The organism is Agromyces terreus, from assembly GCF_009749465.1.
Lineage (GTDB): Bacteria > Actinomycetota > Actinomycetes > Actinomycetales > Microbacteriaceae > Agromyces > Agromyces terreus.
The window spans coordinates 179967-192331 of sequence record NZ_WBIS01000001.1; the positions used below are offsets into that span (position 1 = coordinate 179967).

13 protein-coding genes are annotated in these 12365 nt (G+C 71.6%); 8 read left to right on the plus strand and 5 right to left on the minus strand.

Features of this window, described 5'->3' with window-relative positions; all coding sequences use genetic code 11:
• Positions 1-42: 42 nt before the first annotated feature.
• From GQQ92_RS00775 to GQQ92_RS00785, 3 genes are read left to right on the plus strand one after another with little or no spacing between them, the layout of a single operon-like run.
• A complete protein-coding gene (locus tag GQQ92_RS00775) occupies positions 43-1275 on the plus strand; it encodes an NAD(P)/FAD-dependent oxidoreductase (RefSeq protein ID WP_156997342.1) in 1233 nt (410 codons plus the stop codon).
• On the plus strand, positions 1272-2135 hold the full coding sequence (folP, locus tag GQQ92_RS00780; protein WP_156997343.1) for a dihydropteroate synthase: 864 nt from the start codon (positions 1272-1274) through the stop codon (positions 2133-2135). The genes GQQ92_RS00775 and folP overlap by 4 nt, the downstream gene beginning before the upstream one ends.
• Positions 2132-2851: a pyrimidine reductase family protein gene (locus tag GQQ92_RS00785; RefSeq protein WP_156997344.1), complete on the plus strand. Its 720-nt coding sequence runs from the start codon at positions 2132-2134 to the stop codon at positions 2849-2851. Before folP ends, GQQ92_RS00785 begins: the two co-directional genes overlap by 4 nt.
• A gap of 41 nt (positions 2852-2892) precedes the next feature.
• Here GQQ92_RS00785 and GQQ92_RS00790 read toward each other — a convergent pair whose 3' ends face one another.
• Genes GQQ92_RS00790 through GQQ92_RS00800 form a run of 3 tightly spaced genes read right to left on the minus strand, consistent with a single transcriptional unit; the run spans position 2893 to position 6747 of the window.
• Positions 2893-4536 carry a DNA repair helicase XPB gene (locus GQQ92_RS00790; RefSeq protein ID WP_156997345.1) on the minus strand — a complete coding sequence of 548 codons (1644 nt, stop codon included), beginning with the start codon at positions 4534-4536 and terminating at the stop codon, positions 2893-2895.
• Positions 4537-4593: 57 nt separating this feature from the next.
• Positions 4594-6462 (minus strand): helicase-associated domain-containing protein, encoded by a 1869-nt coding sequence (locus GQQ92_RS00795; protein ID WP_156997346.1) that lies wholly within the window; start codon positions 6460-6462, stop codon positions 4594-4596.
• Between the two features lie 9 nt (positions 6463-6471).
• The gene (locus tag GQQ92_RS00800) at positions 6472-6747 is read right to left on the minus strand and encodes a multidrug ABC transporter ATPase (RefSeq protein WP_156997347.1); all 276 of its coding nucleotides are present in this window, start codon (positions 6745-6747) and stop codon (positions 6472-6474) included.
• A 106-nt stretch (positions 6748-6853) separates the two neighbouring features.
• Between GQQ92_RS00800 and GQQ92_RS00805 the strand changes: the two genes are divergently transcribed.
• Both GQQ92_RS00805 and GQQ92_RS00810 read left to right on the plus strand, forming a co-directional pair.
• Entirely contained in the window at positions 6854-7234 is a 381-nt protein-coding gene (locus GQQ92_RS00805) for a cold-shock protein (RefSeq protein ID WP_156997348.1), read from the plus strand.
• A complete protein-coding gene (locus GQQ92_RS00810; protein WP_197738017.1) occupies positions 7227-8030 on the plus strand; it encodes a DUF3027 domain-containing protein in 804 nt (267 codons plus the stop codon). Before GQQ92_RS00805 ends, GQQ92_RS00810 begins: the two co-directional genes overlap by 8 nt.
• Positions 8031-8036: 6 nt before the next feature.
• Here the strand turns inward: GQQ92_RS00810 and GQQ92_RS00815 are convergent, their stop codons facing one another.
• Both GQQ92_RS00815 and serC read right to left on the minus strand, forming a co-directional pair.
• Complete coding sequence (locus tag GQQ92_RS00815; protein ID WP_156997349.1) at positions 8037-8324, minus strand: DUF2530 domain-containing protein; 288 nt, start codon at positions 8322-8324, stop codon at positions 8037-8039.
• Positions 8325-8329: 5 nt separating this feature from the next.
• The gene (serC, locus tag GQQ92_RS00820; RefSeq protein WP_156997350.1) at positions 8330-9445 is read right to left on the minus strand and encodes a phosphoserine transaminase; all 1116 of its coding nucleotides are present in this window, start codon (positions 9443-9445) and stop codon (positions 8330-8332) included.
• A 71-nt stretch (positions 9446-9516) separates the two neighbouring features.
• Here serC and GQQ92_RS00825 point away from each other — a divergent pair, with 71 nt between their 5' ends.
• The 3 genes from GQQ92_RS00825 (at position 9517) to GQQ92_RS00835 (ending at position 12254) form a co-directional block, all read left to right on the plus strand.
• The gene (locus GQQ92_RS00825) at positions 9517-10215 is read left to right on the plus strand and encodes a metal-dependent transcriptional regulator (protein ID WP_156997351.1); all 699 of its coding nucleotides are present in this window, start codon (positions 9517-9519) and stop codon (positions 10213-10215) included.
• A 297-nt stretch (positions 10216-10512) separates the two neighbouring features.
• Positions 10513-11367: a C40 family peptidase gene (locus GQQ92_RS16450; protein WP_232057420.1), complete on the plus strand. Its 855-nt coding sequence runs from the start codon at positions 10513-10515 to the stop codon at positions 11365-11367.
• A 389-nt stretch (positions 11368-11756) separates the two neighbouring features.
• Positions 11757-12254, plus strand: a complete 498-nt coding sequence (locus GQQ92_RS00835; RefSeq protein WP_156997352.1) for an HNH endonuclease — start codon at positions 11757-11759, stop codon at positions 12252-12254.
• The last annotated feature ends 111 nt before the right edge of the window (positions 12255-12365 follow it).

Genomic DNA, 12365 nt, shown 5'->3' on the forward strand with positions numbered 1-12365 from the left:
GCCGGCCTTCCGAGCGTCGGTCGGCCGTGCGAGACTCGCAGCATGGCAGTGGCTGAGCGCATCGTGATCATCGGCGGGGGGCTGACCGCGGCGCGTGCGGTCGAGCAGCTCCGGGCGGAGGGCTTCGACGGCGAGGTGCTCGTCGCCACCGCGGAGGGGCGACCGCCCTACGAGCGGCCTCCGCTCTCGAAGGGCTACCTGCTCGGCACCGACGACCCGGCGAGCACGATCCCGTTGACGAAGCGGTGGTACCGCGAGCATGAGGTCGAGCTCCGAACGGATGCCGCGGCGACGGCCCTCGACGTCGCGGCCCACGCCGTGACGATCGGCGCCGATGCCGTGGCGTACGACCGTCTGCTGCTCGCCACCGGTGCACGGCCGCGTCGCTTCACCGGACCGGGCGCGGAGCTCACGGGCGTGCACACGCTGCGCACGCTGCCCGATTCGACCCGGTTGCGCACGGCGCTGAAGGACGGCGGGCGCCGGGTGGTGCTCATGGGCGCCGGATGGATCGGGCTCGAGGTCGCGGCGGCGGCGCGCGGGTACGGCAACGAGGTGACGGTCGTCGCGCCGGGCGAGGTACCGCTGGCTTCGGCCGTCGGGCCCGAGGTCGGCGCCGTGTTCGCACGGCTGCACGAGCAGCACGGGGTCGTGCTCCGCATGGGCGCCGCGGTGACCGCCGTCCGGGGGCGGCGCCGGGTCGACGGCGTGATCCTCGGCACCGGAGAAGAGCTCGACGCCGACCTCGTCGTCGTGGGCATCGGTGCCGTGCCGAACACCGAGCTCGCGGCATCCGCGGGTCTGACGATCGACGACGGCATCGTGACGGACTCCGGGTTCCGCACGAGCGCGCCCGACGTGTTCGCCGCGGGCGACGTGGCGAACGTGCGGCATCCCGTGCTCGAGCGACACCTGCGCGTCGAGCACTGGGCGAACGCCGAGAACCAGGGCCGGGCGGTCGGCCGCGTCCTCGCCGGGGCCGACCTCGTGTACGACGAGATCCCCTACTTCTTCACCGACCAGTACGACCTCGGCATGGAGTACTCGGGCTACGGGCCGCTCGCGGCAGACGCGAGCGTGGTGTTCCGAGGCGATGTGGCGGGGCGCGAGTTCCTGGCGTTCTGGGTGCGCGACCACCGGGTGGTCGCGGGCATGAACGTGAACGTCTGGGACGTGAACGAGACGGTGCAGACCCTGATCCGCACCGGGGCGACCGTCGATCCCGAGATGCTCCGAGACCCGGCCGTGCCGCTCGAGAGCCTGATCCCCGTATGAGCGACGGCCTCATGCGCCTCGGTGCCCGCACGTTCGACTTCGGCCGCGAGGCGGCCGTGATGGCCATCGTCAACCGCACGCCCGACTCGTTCTACGATCGCGGGCGCACCGACGCCCTCGACGCAGCGGTCGCCGCGGCCGAACGGGCGATCGTCGACGGTGCCGATTGGGTCGACATCGGCGGGGCGAAGTTCGCGCCGGGTCCGCCGATCCCCGTCGCCGAGGAGATCGATCGCGTCGTCCCGGTCGTCGCCGCCCTCGCCGGGTCGGGTGCGGTGATCTCGGTCGACACGTTCCACGCCGAGGTCGCACGGGCGGCGATCGCGGCGGGCGCCCACGTCGTGAACGACACCACCGGGCTCAGCGATCCCGACATGATCGCGGTGCTCGTCGAGACCGGGGCCGCCGTCGTCGTCACCCACAGCCTGGCGCCGCCGCGCACGCCGTACCCCTCGCCGCGTTACGACGACGTCGTTGGCGAGGTGGCGGCGTTCCTGCGAGAGCGCGTGGCGCGTGCCGAGGCGGCCGGCGTGCGGTCCGACCGCATCATCGTCGACCCCGGGCACGACCTCAACAAGCACACGCTCGATTCGCTCGAGCTGACGCGCCGCCTCGACGAGATCGTGGCCATCGGGTATCCCACGCTCGTCGCGCTCTCCAACAAGGACTTCATCGGCGAGAGCCTGGGCCGTGATCGCGGCGAACGCGTCGAGGGGTCCATCGCCGCCGCGGTCTACGCGGTGATGCGGGGCGCGCGCATCGTGCGGGTGCACAACGTTCGCGAGACCGTCGACGCGATGCGCATGGTCGGAGCGATCGAGGGCTGGCGGCAGCCCGCCTTCCTGGAGCACAACCGATGAGCGACCGAGCCGCCGTCGAACGCGCGACGCTCTTCGAGGCCTACGCCCTCCGCGACCGATCGGTGCCGCGCGTCCGCATGAACTTCGTCGCGAGCATCGACGGGTCGGCCACGCTCGACGGCCGCAGCGGCGGACTCGGCGATGCGAGCGACCGGCTGACCATGCAGGTCCTGCGTGCGATGGCCGACGTCGTGCTCGTCGGAGCGGGAACGGTGCGCGCCGAGGGCTACGGAGGACTCGCCGTCGACGAGGCCGATGCCGCATGGCGGCGCTCCGAGGGCCTCGGCGAACAGCCCAAGATCGCCGTCGTATCCTCTCGGCTCGACCTCGATCCGCGGCATCCGTTGTTCGCCGAGTCGGTCGTGCGGCCGATCGTCGTGACCCACGCCGCCGCTCCACAAGAGAAGCGGAACGCGCTCGCCGAGGTCGCCGAGGTGCACGTGTGCGGCCAGGAGGAGGTCGACCCCGCCCGCATGCTGGCCATGCTCGCCGACCAGGGCCTCGCCCAGGTGCTCTGCGAAGGCGGTCCCCACCTGTTCGGCAGCCTCCTCGACGCGGGACTCGTCGACGAGGTGTGCCTGAGCCTCTCGCCGACCCTCGTCGGCGGCGCCGGACGCCGCATCTCGCAGGGCGCCCAGGAGCGCGCACGTCCGATGCGACTGGTGCACGCGATGCCCGCGGGCGATCTCGTGCTGCTGCGCTACGCGCGCGACTGAGCCCGGCGGGTCCGGCGTGATCGAGACCTGTCGGCGACCGGTCAGGCGGCCTCGAGCGAGTGCGCGTCGAGGATCGTGTAGCTGTAGCCCTGCTCGGCGAGGAACCGCTGCCGGTTCTGCGCGAAGTCCTGGTCGACCGTGTCGCGCGAGACGAGCGTGTAGAAGTTCGCGGTGAGGCCGGACTCCTTGGGGCGCAGCAGCCGGCCGAGACGCTGGGCCTCCTCCTGCCGCGAGCCGTAGGATCCGGACACCTGGATGGCGACCGTCGCCTCGGGCAGGTCGACCGAGAAGTTCGCGACCTTCGACACGACGAGCACCTGCGTGGTGCCGTCGCGGAACTCCTGGAAGAGGCGCTCGCGCTCGTCGACGGGCGTCGCGCCCGTCAGCTGCGGGGCGTCGAGCGCCTCGGCGAGCTCGTCGATCTGGTCGAGGTACTGGCCGATGACCAGGATGCGCTCGCCGCGATGCTTCTCGACGAGCTCTCGGACGACGTCGAGCTTCGCGGGCGCGGTGGCGGCGAGCCGGTAGCGCTCGTCGTCGGCGGATGCCGCGTACGCGAGCCGCTCGGAGGCGGGCAGGTCGATGCGCACCTCGTAGCAGGCCGCGGGGGAGATGAAGCCCTGCGCCTCGATCTCCTTCCAGGGGGCGTCGAACCGCTTGGGGCCGATGAGGCTGAACACGTCGCCCTCGCGACCGTCTTCGCGCACGAGCGTCGCCGTGAGGCCGAGACGGCGGCGGGCCTGGAGCTCGGCGGTGAGCTTGAACACGGGCGCGGGCAGCAGGTGCACCTCGTCGTAGACCACGAGTCCCCAGTCGAGGGCGTCGAGGAGGGCGAGGTGGGCGTACTCCCCCTTCCGCTTCGCGGTGAGGATCTGGTAGGTCGCGATGGTGACGGGCTTGACCTCTTTCGTCTGGCCCGAGTACTCGCCGATCTCCTCGGACGTGAGCGAGGTGCGCTTCAGCAGTTCGTCGCGCCACTGGCGTGCCGACACGGTGTTCGTGACGAGGATGAGCGTGGTCGTCTTCGCGGTGGCCATCGCCCCTGCGCCGACGAGGGTCTTGCCCGCGCCGCAGGGGAGCACGACGACGCCCGAGCCGCCGTCGAAGAAGTTGTCGACCGCCTTCTGCTGGTAGCTGCGAAGCTGCCAGCCCGACTCGTCGAGCGCGATCGGATGCGGCGTGCCCGGCGTGTACCCGGCGAGGTCCTCGGCCGGCCAGCCGAGCTTGACGAGTTCTTGCTTCAGCGCGCCGCGCGCCCAGGCGTCGACGAGGAAGCCGGATTCGTCGATGCGCTCGAGCAGCAGGGGGGCGATGCGCTTCGCACCGGCGACCTCGGTGAGCACGGCGAGGTCGTCGGACCTCAGGCGGAGTGCGCCGTCGTCGGTGCGATCGACAACGAGCCGCCCGTATCGCGCGACGGTCTCGCGCATGTCGACGGACACGGTCTGCGGCACCGGGAACTTGGCGTACTTCTCGAGCGTGCCGAGCATGTCTTCGGCGGTGTGGCCCGCGGCTCTGGCGTTCCAGAGCCCGAGGCGCGTGATGCGGTAGGTGTGCACGTGCTCGGGTGCGCGTTCGAGTTCTGCGAAGATCGCGAGGTCGTGCCGCGCGTCCTCCGCCAGGGGGTGCGCGACCTCGAGGAGCACGGTGCGGTCGCTCTGCACGATGAGGGGGCCGTCTGACATAACCGTCGAGTCTACGCCCGGATCATGTGAGGGCGGCCGCTCGGGGCGGGATCGACCTCAGACGTTCGACGGTGCGGGCACGACCGCGGCGATCGCGGAGAGCGGCAGCGTGCGCTCGATGTCGGCCTTGCGGTCGCGCGCCCTGAGCCGCCCGTTCGCCACGCTCGCGGGTGCGAGCAGGTAGTCGGCCGTGGTGCCGCCCGGCATGCGCACGGTGACGGTCAGGGTCTCCTTCGCGCGCGCTGCGGCCTCGAGCTGTCGCGCGAGCCAGGCGACCTCGGTGGCGTCGTCGTCGGCCACGACGAGCACCCGGTCGAGCAGCGCGCCCAGGGGGTCGGTCGCGGGCGGCGCCGGGGGGGACTGCGCGAGGTGGTGGCGGCGGAGCCGGAGGATGGCGCCCTCGCGGTCCTCGGCGGCGGCGGGGTACCTCGCGTCGGAGAGTGCCCAGAAGACGACGTCGGGTGCGAAGCGCGAGAGCAGGCGGTGCGGGCCGACCTGTCGCAGCCCGATGGCGCTGAGCGCCTGATCGACCGCGAGGGTGCGCACGAGCTGCTCGTCGTCGGAGCGCACGACGGTGCGGGCCGGAAATTCGGCGTCGTCGGCGGATGCCACGCGCACGCTGCCGAACCGCTTGGACGCCTCCTCGACGAGGTACGCCACCGGCTGCGGGATGCCCGTCAGGGAGATCTCGAGCAGGAACTCGAGGATCGTCTCGGCCGATTCGCCGGCGGCGAGGCCGCGGTTCACGGATGCCGCGCTGACGCGATACGTCGAGGCGAGGTCGCGGGCCTCGACCTCGGCGAAGCCCCGGAGCCGGGCGTCGAGCGCCGGCTCGAGGGGGCCGGGGGCGACGACGGTGAGGTCGTGCTGCAGGTAGACCCTCGACACCTCGGCGGGGAAGTGGGCCGAGAGGATGGCGGCGGCGCGTTCGACCTCGCCGGCGAGCACGAGCCGCCCCGATTCGACCGGTTCGCCCGCCACGGCGAGGCCGAGCGCCTCGGCGTCGTCGACGAGGCGGTCGAGCCCGTCGTCGAGCCAGCGGCCGCCCGCGGGGTACAGCCACCGCACGTCGTCGCGGAGGTCGGTCGACGAGAGGGTCTCGCTGCGACGCGCGACGAGCTCGCGGAGCATCGGCGGGATGCGGCTGAGCCACTGCTCGGCGAGACGCTGCCACCGATCGGCGGCATTGCACTGGGTCCACGCCGCCCCGACGTCGGACTCGAGCCAGTATGCACCGTCGCGCAGCACGAGTCCGGCCTCGTCGGCGCGGTGGAAGAGCCGCGGGAGCGCCTCGAGGTCGATGCCGCACACCTCGGCGAGCCGCTTCGAATCGGGCAGCGTGAGGCCGCCCTTCGCGAGCTCCCGCGCGGGCTGCACGCCGAGGGCCGCGAGAAGCTCGGCGGTGGCGGCGACGGTGGCGTACGCCGTCTCGGACGCACGGCGGTCGAGGATCGTGCGATCGACCTCGTCGACCCCGACGAGCACGGGCGGGGCGGGCGCGGCCAGCTCCGCGGCATCCGGGACGTCGCGGCCGATGCGCACCGCGAGGCGGCTCGACACCGCGCCCGGCAGGTGGACGCGCTCGCCGTCGAGGACGAGCAGCAGGATCTCGGCCAGCCGGCCGACGAGTTCGGGCACCGCGGCGGTCAGGTCAGCGGATGCCCCGAGCCGGCCGAGCTCGACGGCGATCGCGTCGACGGTGGTGTCGGAATGGTCGGCGGTGGTCAGCTCGGCGGCCGCCGCGAGCGTCGCGAGGCGCGGGCGGTCGAGGCGGGAGATGGCGTGGTCGAGCGAGTCGGGCGCGAGGAGCACCTCGGCGAGATCGAACAGGTCTCGGATGCCGGTCGTGTCGAACTCGCGCGTCTGCAGCGCGGCCGCGAGGTCTGGTCGGGGCAGCGCGCGGAGTCGCGCGGCGAGTTCGAGCATCGTCTCCGATCAGTTCGTTCGAGGGCGCGTGGATCGGGCGCGCTTCACCGCGTGCACGATGAGCAGGGAGATGAGCAGCAGGAAGCCCAGCGGAAGCGCGAACCACGGCAGCATGATGACGACGGGCCAGAGGCCCTGGCTGAAGCCGTCGTTCTCGGCCGCACCCGCCATGGTGCCGACCATCACGGCGATGAACGCGGCGACGGACAGCAGCACCATCGCGGTGAACATGTACGCGAGGATGCGTTCGAGACGCTGACTGTCGGCCTGCCGGGGTTCACTCACTCCTCAAGGATACGGCAGCGGCGTCTCGCGGGGGGCCGGGACTCTAGACTGGTCGTTGCAGGGCGCGCGCATTCGGCGCGCCTCCGACATGAGCGAGGTTCACACGATGCCCACCGGCAAGGTCAAGTTCTACGACGAGGAGAAGGGGTTCGGCTTCATCAGCTCAGATGACGGCCAGGAGGTCTTCCTCCACGCTTCCGCTCTTCCCGCCGGCGCGACCGTGCGTGCGGGCTCTCGCCTCGAGTTCGGCGTGGCCGAGGGCAAGCGCGGCGCTCAGGCGCTTTCGGTGCGGGTGCTCGACGCGCCCGTCAGCCTCACCAAGCTCAACCGCAAGCCCGCCGACGACATGGCGATCATCGTCGAAGACGTCGTGAAGGTGCTCGACGGCATCGGGGCCGACCTCCGCCGGGGCCGTTACCCCGAGAAGTCGAAGGCCCGCACGGTCGCGGCCGTGCTGCGCAAGGTGGCTGACGACCTGGATGCCTGAGCTTCCCGATTCCGAGATCCGAGCGGATGCCCCGACCGACGTCGAGGCGTCGGCGCCCGTCGAGACGCTCGACGCCGACGTGACGGAGGCCGCGGACGCGACCGAGGCCGCGGACCCGACGGAAGGTGCTGACGCGACGGACGGTGCTGAGGCGACCGAGGTCGCCGACGCGCCCGCAGCCCATGAGCCCGACCCCGTGCTGCTCGCGTCGGTCGACCTCGCGCGCCGGGCCCTGCTCGAGACGACCGCGCCCGAGACCGTCGGGTCGGTCCTCGGCCACGTGGTCGAAGACGAGCATGTGCTCACCCTGCATTTCGCCTCCGACCTCGCCGGCTATCCGGGGTGGCACTGGAGCGTCACGCTCGTGCGCGTCGAGGACGCCGAGCCGACGATCGTCGAGACGCAGCTGCTGCCCGGGGAACGGGCGCTGCTCGCCCCCGCGTGGATCCCGTGGTCCGAACGGCTCGCCGACTACCGTGCGGCGCAGGCGGCCGCGGCCGCGGCCGCGCGCGAGGCCGCCGACGGCCACGGCGAGGGCGACGACCTCGACGACGCCTCCGAAGAGCTCGAGATCGTCGCCGACGACGCGTTCGACAATGACGCTGACGACCACGACGATGACGATCACGACGATGACGATCACGACGTCGAAGTCGACGACGAAAACGATGAGGATCACGACGACGACGGGCTCGACGGGGACCACGACGACCTCGATGTCGATGTCGATGTCGATGTCGACGCCGACGACGACGCGCACGACGACCTCGACGTCGACGACGACCGCGACGACTGACCCGGGTCAGCGCGAGGTCTGACCGGTCGTGCGCCGATGCGTCGGGTCAGCGGCCGACGCCCTCCGCCTGATCACCTGCACCGCGGCCAGCGCGACCACGCCGATCGCGGTGCCGATCGCGCAGGTCCACACGAGCGGGTCGAGCGAGGCGTCGCCGATCGTCGCGCGCGCGACGACGCAGGCGACGAGCGCGAGGCCCCACAGGGCGGTTCCGGCGAGCACCGCCTTGCGCGCGTCGGCGCGGGCGGGCGCCGGATCCGGACGGCGCTCCGACTCGGGGAGCCAGAGCCGCATGCGCGTCAGCCGATCTGCTCGAGTACGTAGTCGATCGAGGCGGTGAGCGCGCGGACGTCGTCGGGCTCGATCGCCGTGAACGTCGCGACGCGCAGCTGGTTGCGGCCGAGCTTGCGGTACGGCTCGGTGTCGACGATGCCGTTCTCGCGCAGCACGGCGGCGATCTTCGCCGCGTCGGTCGTGTCGTCGAAGTCGACGGTGACGACCACCTGCGAGCGGTCGGCCGGGTCGGCGACGAAGGGCGTCGCGACCGAGGTGCGCTCGGCCCAGTCGTAGAGCACCGAGGAGGACTCGCGCGTGCGGGCGTCGGCCCAGTCGAGGCCGCCCGAGGCGTTCATCCAGTCGAGCTGGTTCTCGAGCAGGAGCAGGGTCGCGAGGGCGGGCGTGTTCAGCGTCTGGTTCAGGCGCGAGTTGTCGACCGCGTTCTTGAGCGAGAGGAACTCGGGGATGTACCGGTCGGATGCCGCGATGCGCTCGACGCGCTCGATCGCGGCGGGGGAGAACAGCGCGAACCAGACGCCGCCGTCGGACGCGAAGTTCTTCTGGGGCGCGAAGTAGTAGACGTCGAACTGGGTGGGGTCCACCGCCACGCCGCCCGCCGCGCTCGTCGCGTCGACGACCGTGAGCGCGCCCTCGTCGCCCGCGACCCGCCGCACCGGCGCCATGACGCCCGTCGAGGTCTCGTTGTGCGGCCACGCGTAGACGTCGACGCCGGCGACCGCCTCGGGGTTCGAGCGGGTGCCGGGGGCGGCCTTGCGCACGTCGGGCGCCTCGAGCCAGGGCGCCGATGCCGCGCCCGCGAACTTCTGGCCGAACTCGCCGAAGGAGCAGAGCTGCGCGCGACGTTCGATGAGGCCGGATGCCGCGGCATCCCAGAACGCGGTGGAGCCGCCGTTGCCCAGCACGACCTCGTAGCCGTCGGGCAGTGCGAAGAGGTCGGAGAGGCCGTTGCGCACGCGACCGACGAGGTTCTTGACGGGCGCCTGCCGGTGGCTCGTGCCGAGCAGCGCCGGACCCTCTGCCGCGAGGTGGGCGAGTTGCTCGGGGCGGACTTTGGACGGGCCGCAGCCGAATCGTCCGTCGGCGGGCAGGAGGTCGCTGGGGATCACGAGGCTCGGCATGCACGTGAGTCTACCGAGGCCGCGCATCGGGCTAGGCTTGATGACGGGCTGCGACAGGGAGGGCTTTGCTGATGACGGATCTCATCGACACCACGGAGATGTACCTTCGCACGATCCTCGACCTCGAAGAGGAGCACATCGTGCCCCTCCGCGCCAGGATCTCGGAGCGTCTCGGCCACTCGGGCCCGACGGTCTCGCAGACGGTCGCGCGCATGGAGCGCGACGGCCTCGTGGTGGTGTCCGGAGACCGTCACCTCGAGCTCACGCCCGAGGGCCGCAGCAAGGCCGTGCACGTCATGCGCAAGCACCGCCTCGCCGAGCGTCTGCTCGCCGACGTCATCGGCCTCGAGTGGGAGTTCGTCCACGACGAGGCATGCCGCTGGGAGCATGTCATGAGCGAGCAGGTCGAGCGGCGCCTCGTCGAGATCCTCGGGGAGCCCACGCATTCCCCGTACGGCAACCCGATCCCCGGGCTCGACGAGCTGGGCCTCGAGCCGGCGGCTCCGTTCATGACCGGCGTGGTCCGGGTCACCGACGCCCTCGCCGAGCGCGAGAACGAGGCCGAGGTGCGCGGCGTCGTGCGCCGCCTCGGCGAACCCGTGCAGTTCGACCCCGAGCTGCTCCTGCAGCTCAAGCAGGCGGGCATCCTCCCGGGTGCCGCCGCGCGGTTCGCCCGCAACGGCGGGTACGTGCTCGTCGAGGTCGACGGCGTCGAGGGCGGCCTCGAGCTGCCGACGGATGTCGCGGGCCACATCTTCATCGGCGTGTAGCCGATTCGGGGCCTCGAGGACCTTGGCCTGATGGCCCCGGTTCCGAAGTTCGGGCCGGCGCGGATCTGTCCCCCATTCAGGGGTCATCGCGCAAGCAATCCCGACGGACCGTGATCAGAATGTGACATTCGGCCGACCCTCGCGTATCCTCGGTCGAGTCCGACGGCACGAAGCCGGTCGCCGGACCAGGACCGGGATCGCCTCTCAGCACCCACCGCCCGGCCCAGGACGAAGACGCGCCTCGAGCGCACCAGGTGGGACGGAGCAGGTTTCCGTGGGGCGGTGGAGGAACCCGATTTGGCTCGATTCACCCCCCGTCGTCCCAACGCCCAGCTCAAGAGGAACACCAAGAAGGCGGTCGCCCGCAAGTCCCGCGACCGTGCGGTGACCCCGTCGGTCGACACGGCCGCCGCGAAGCCCCTCGCCTCGACGCGACCGTTGCGTCGCGGCGCGGTCGCGAACGTCGCGGTCATGACCCTCGCGGTCGGCATCGTCGGCACGCTCGCGATCCCGGCCTACGCCTTCGCCCCGGGCAGCAACCTGCCGCAGTTCGGCACCAGCGCCGAGACCGAGCTCACGAAGGCGCAGGCGCAGTCCGTCGAGGTCGCCGACGACGTGATCGCCGCGCCCGTCACGAAGGACGGCTTCGAGGCGGTCACCGCCGCCGAGATCGAGGCCGCGGCCGAGGCGAAGCGCCAGGCGGAGGCCGCCGAGGCCGCGCGCGTCGCCGCCGAGGCCGAGATGGCCTCCTACGCCGCGTCGTACGACGGCCCTTCGGCCGGCGACTTCCTGGCGAACCCGGCCTACCCGAGCTACGACCTCGGCAGCGTCTACAACGTCGCGACGCAGTACATCGGCACCCCCTACGTCTACGGCGGCGCCACGCCCGCCGGCTTCGACTGCTCCGGCTTCGTCATGTACGTGTTCGCCCAGTTCGGCATCGGCATGCCCCACTCGTCCGCCGGACAGGGTGCGATGGGAACTCGCATCTCCGAAGCCGACGCGCAGCCCGGCGACCTCGTCATCATGGACGGGCACGACGGCTTCTACGCCGGCAACGGCATGATCCTGCACGCACCGTACGAAGGCGCTTCGGTGCGCGTGCAGCCCATCTGGACGAGCGACTACTACATCGTGCGCATCGGCATCTGAGGTGAACATCGGGTGACGTCGCCGATGAACGACACGCCGGGATGCCTCGGCGTGTCGTTCATGCCGTAACCTGTAGCCCTGACGATCCGAGATCCGGGCGAGGGGACGCCGATGGTTCGCACGCGCAGCATCCATTCCACGGATGCGCGCGCGCAATTCCGCCAACGGCGAGCGTTCCACCAACGGCGCAGCAGTCAGCCGATCACCAGCCGAGCCGAGCATTCGACGGGCACTGTCTTCATGACGGTGCCCGTTCTGCGTTCTCGGGGCGGTTCGAGGTCGGCCCGCGGCATCCGCCCCTCCCACGGCCCCACGCGACCTCGCGGTCGCCGGAGCGTCGATCCGTTCACGCGGCTGGAAGCCATCCAGCCCCGATCGAAAGGCACTCCATGCGCACTCTGGTGCTGAACGCGGGCTACGAACCCCTCGCCGTCGTCTCCTTCAAGCGGGCGCTCCTGCTGGTCATGAACCAGAAGGCCACCGTGATCCAGCACGACGAGGGCAATCCGGTCTGCGCCGCGAGCGGATCGTGGCAACGGCCGAGCGTCATCGTGCTCACCCGGTACGTCCGGACCCCCCGCGTGCATGCCGTGCCCGTGAGCCGACGCGGCGTGCTGCGGCGCGACGAGCACCGGTGCGCGTACTGCGGGCGTTCGGCGGCGACGATCGATCACGTCCTGCCGCGCTCGCGGGGCGGCCGCGACACCTGGGAAAACCTCGTCGCGTGCTGCCTGCGGTGCAACAACCAGAAGAGCGACCACACGCCGGCCGAGATGGGGTGGGAACTGCGATTCACCCCACGGATGCCGCACGGGCGCAGCTGGGTCGTGCGCGGCTTCGAACGCCCATCGCCGCAGTGGGACGAGTATCTCGCGAACGTGGCGTGAGCCCGGAGTGACTTCGCTGCGCGGTTGCCCTATGGTGGATCCAGTCGCCGGACGAACCGGCCGATGCGACGACGCACGTCACCCGATCACGGCCCGAACGCGGCCTCGACC

Bases quoted from the DNA above. Each gene is read 5' to 3' on its own strand.
- GQQ92_RS00775 (WP_156997342.1), top strand. From the start codon at position 43: ATGGCAGTGGCTGAGCGCATCGTGATCATCGGCGGGGGGCTGACCGCG.
- folP (WP_156997343.1), top strand. From the start codon at position 1,272: ATGAGCGACGGCCTCATGCGCCTCGGTGCCCGCACGTTCGACTTCGGC.
- GQQ92_RS00785 (WP_156997344.1), top strand. From the start codon at position 2,132: ATGAGCGACCGAGCCGCCGTCGAACGCGCGACGCTCTTCGAGGCCTAC.
- GQQ92_RS00790 (WP_156997345.1), bottom strand. From the start codon at position 4,536: ATGTCAGACGGCCCCCTCATCGTGCAGAGCGACCGCACCGTGCTCCTC.
- GQQ92_RS00795 (WP_156997346.1), bottom strand. From the start codon at position 6,462: ATGCTCGAACTCGCCGCGCGACTCCGCGCGCTGCCCCGACCAGACCTC.
- GQQ92_RS00805 (WP_156997348.1), top strand. From the start codon at position 6,854: ATGCCCACCGGCAAGGTCAAGTTCTACGACGAGGAGAAGGGGTTCGGC.
- GQQ92_RS00810 (WP_197738017.1), top strand. From the start codon at position 7,227: ATGCCTGAGCTTCCCGATTCCGAGATCCGAGCGGATGCCCCGACCGAC.
- GQQ92_RS00815 (WP_156997349.1), bottom strand. From the start codon at position 8,324: ATGCGGCTCTGGCTCCCCGAGTCGGAGCGCCGTCCGGATCCGGCGCCC.
- serC (WP_156997350.1), bottom strand. From the start codon at position 9,445: ATGCCGAGCCTCGTGATCCCCAGCGACCTCCTGCCCGCCGACGGACGA.
- GQQ92_RS00825 (WP_156997351.1), top strand. From the start codon at position 9,517: ATGACGGATCTCATCGACACCACGGAGATGTACCTTCGCACGATCCTC.
- GQQ92_RS00835 (WP_156997352.1), top strand. From the start codon at position 11,757: ATGCGCACTCTGGTGCTGAACGCGGGCTACGAACCCCTCGCCGTCGTC.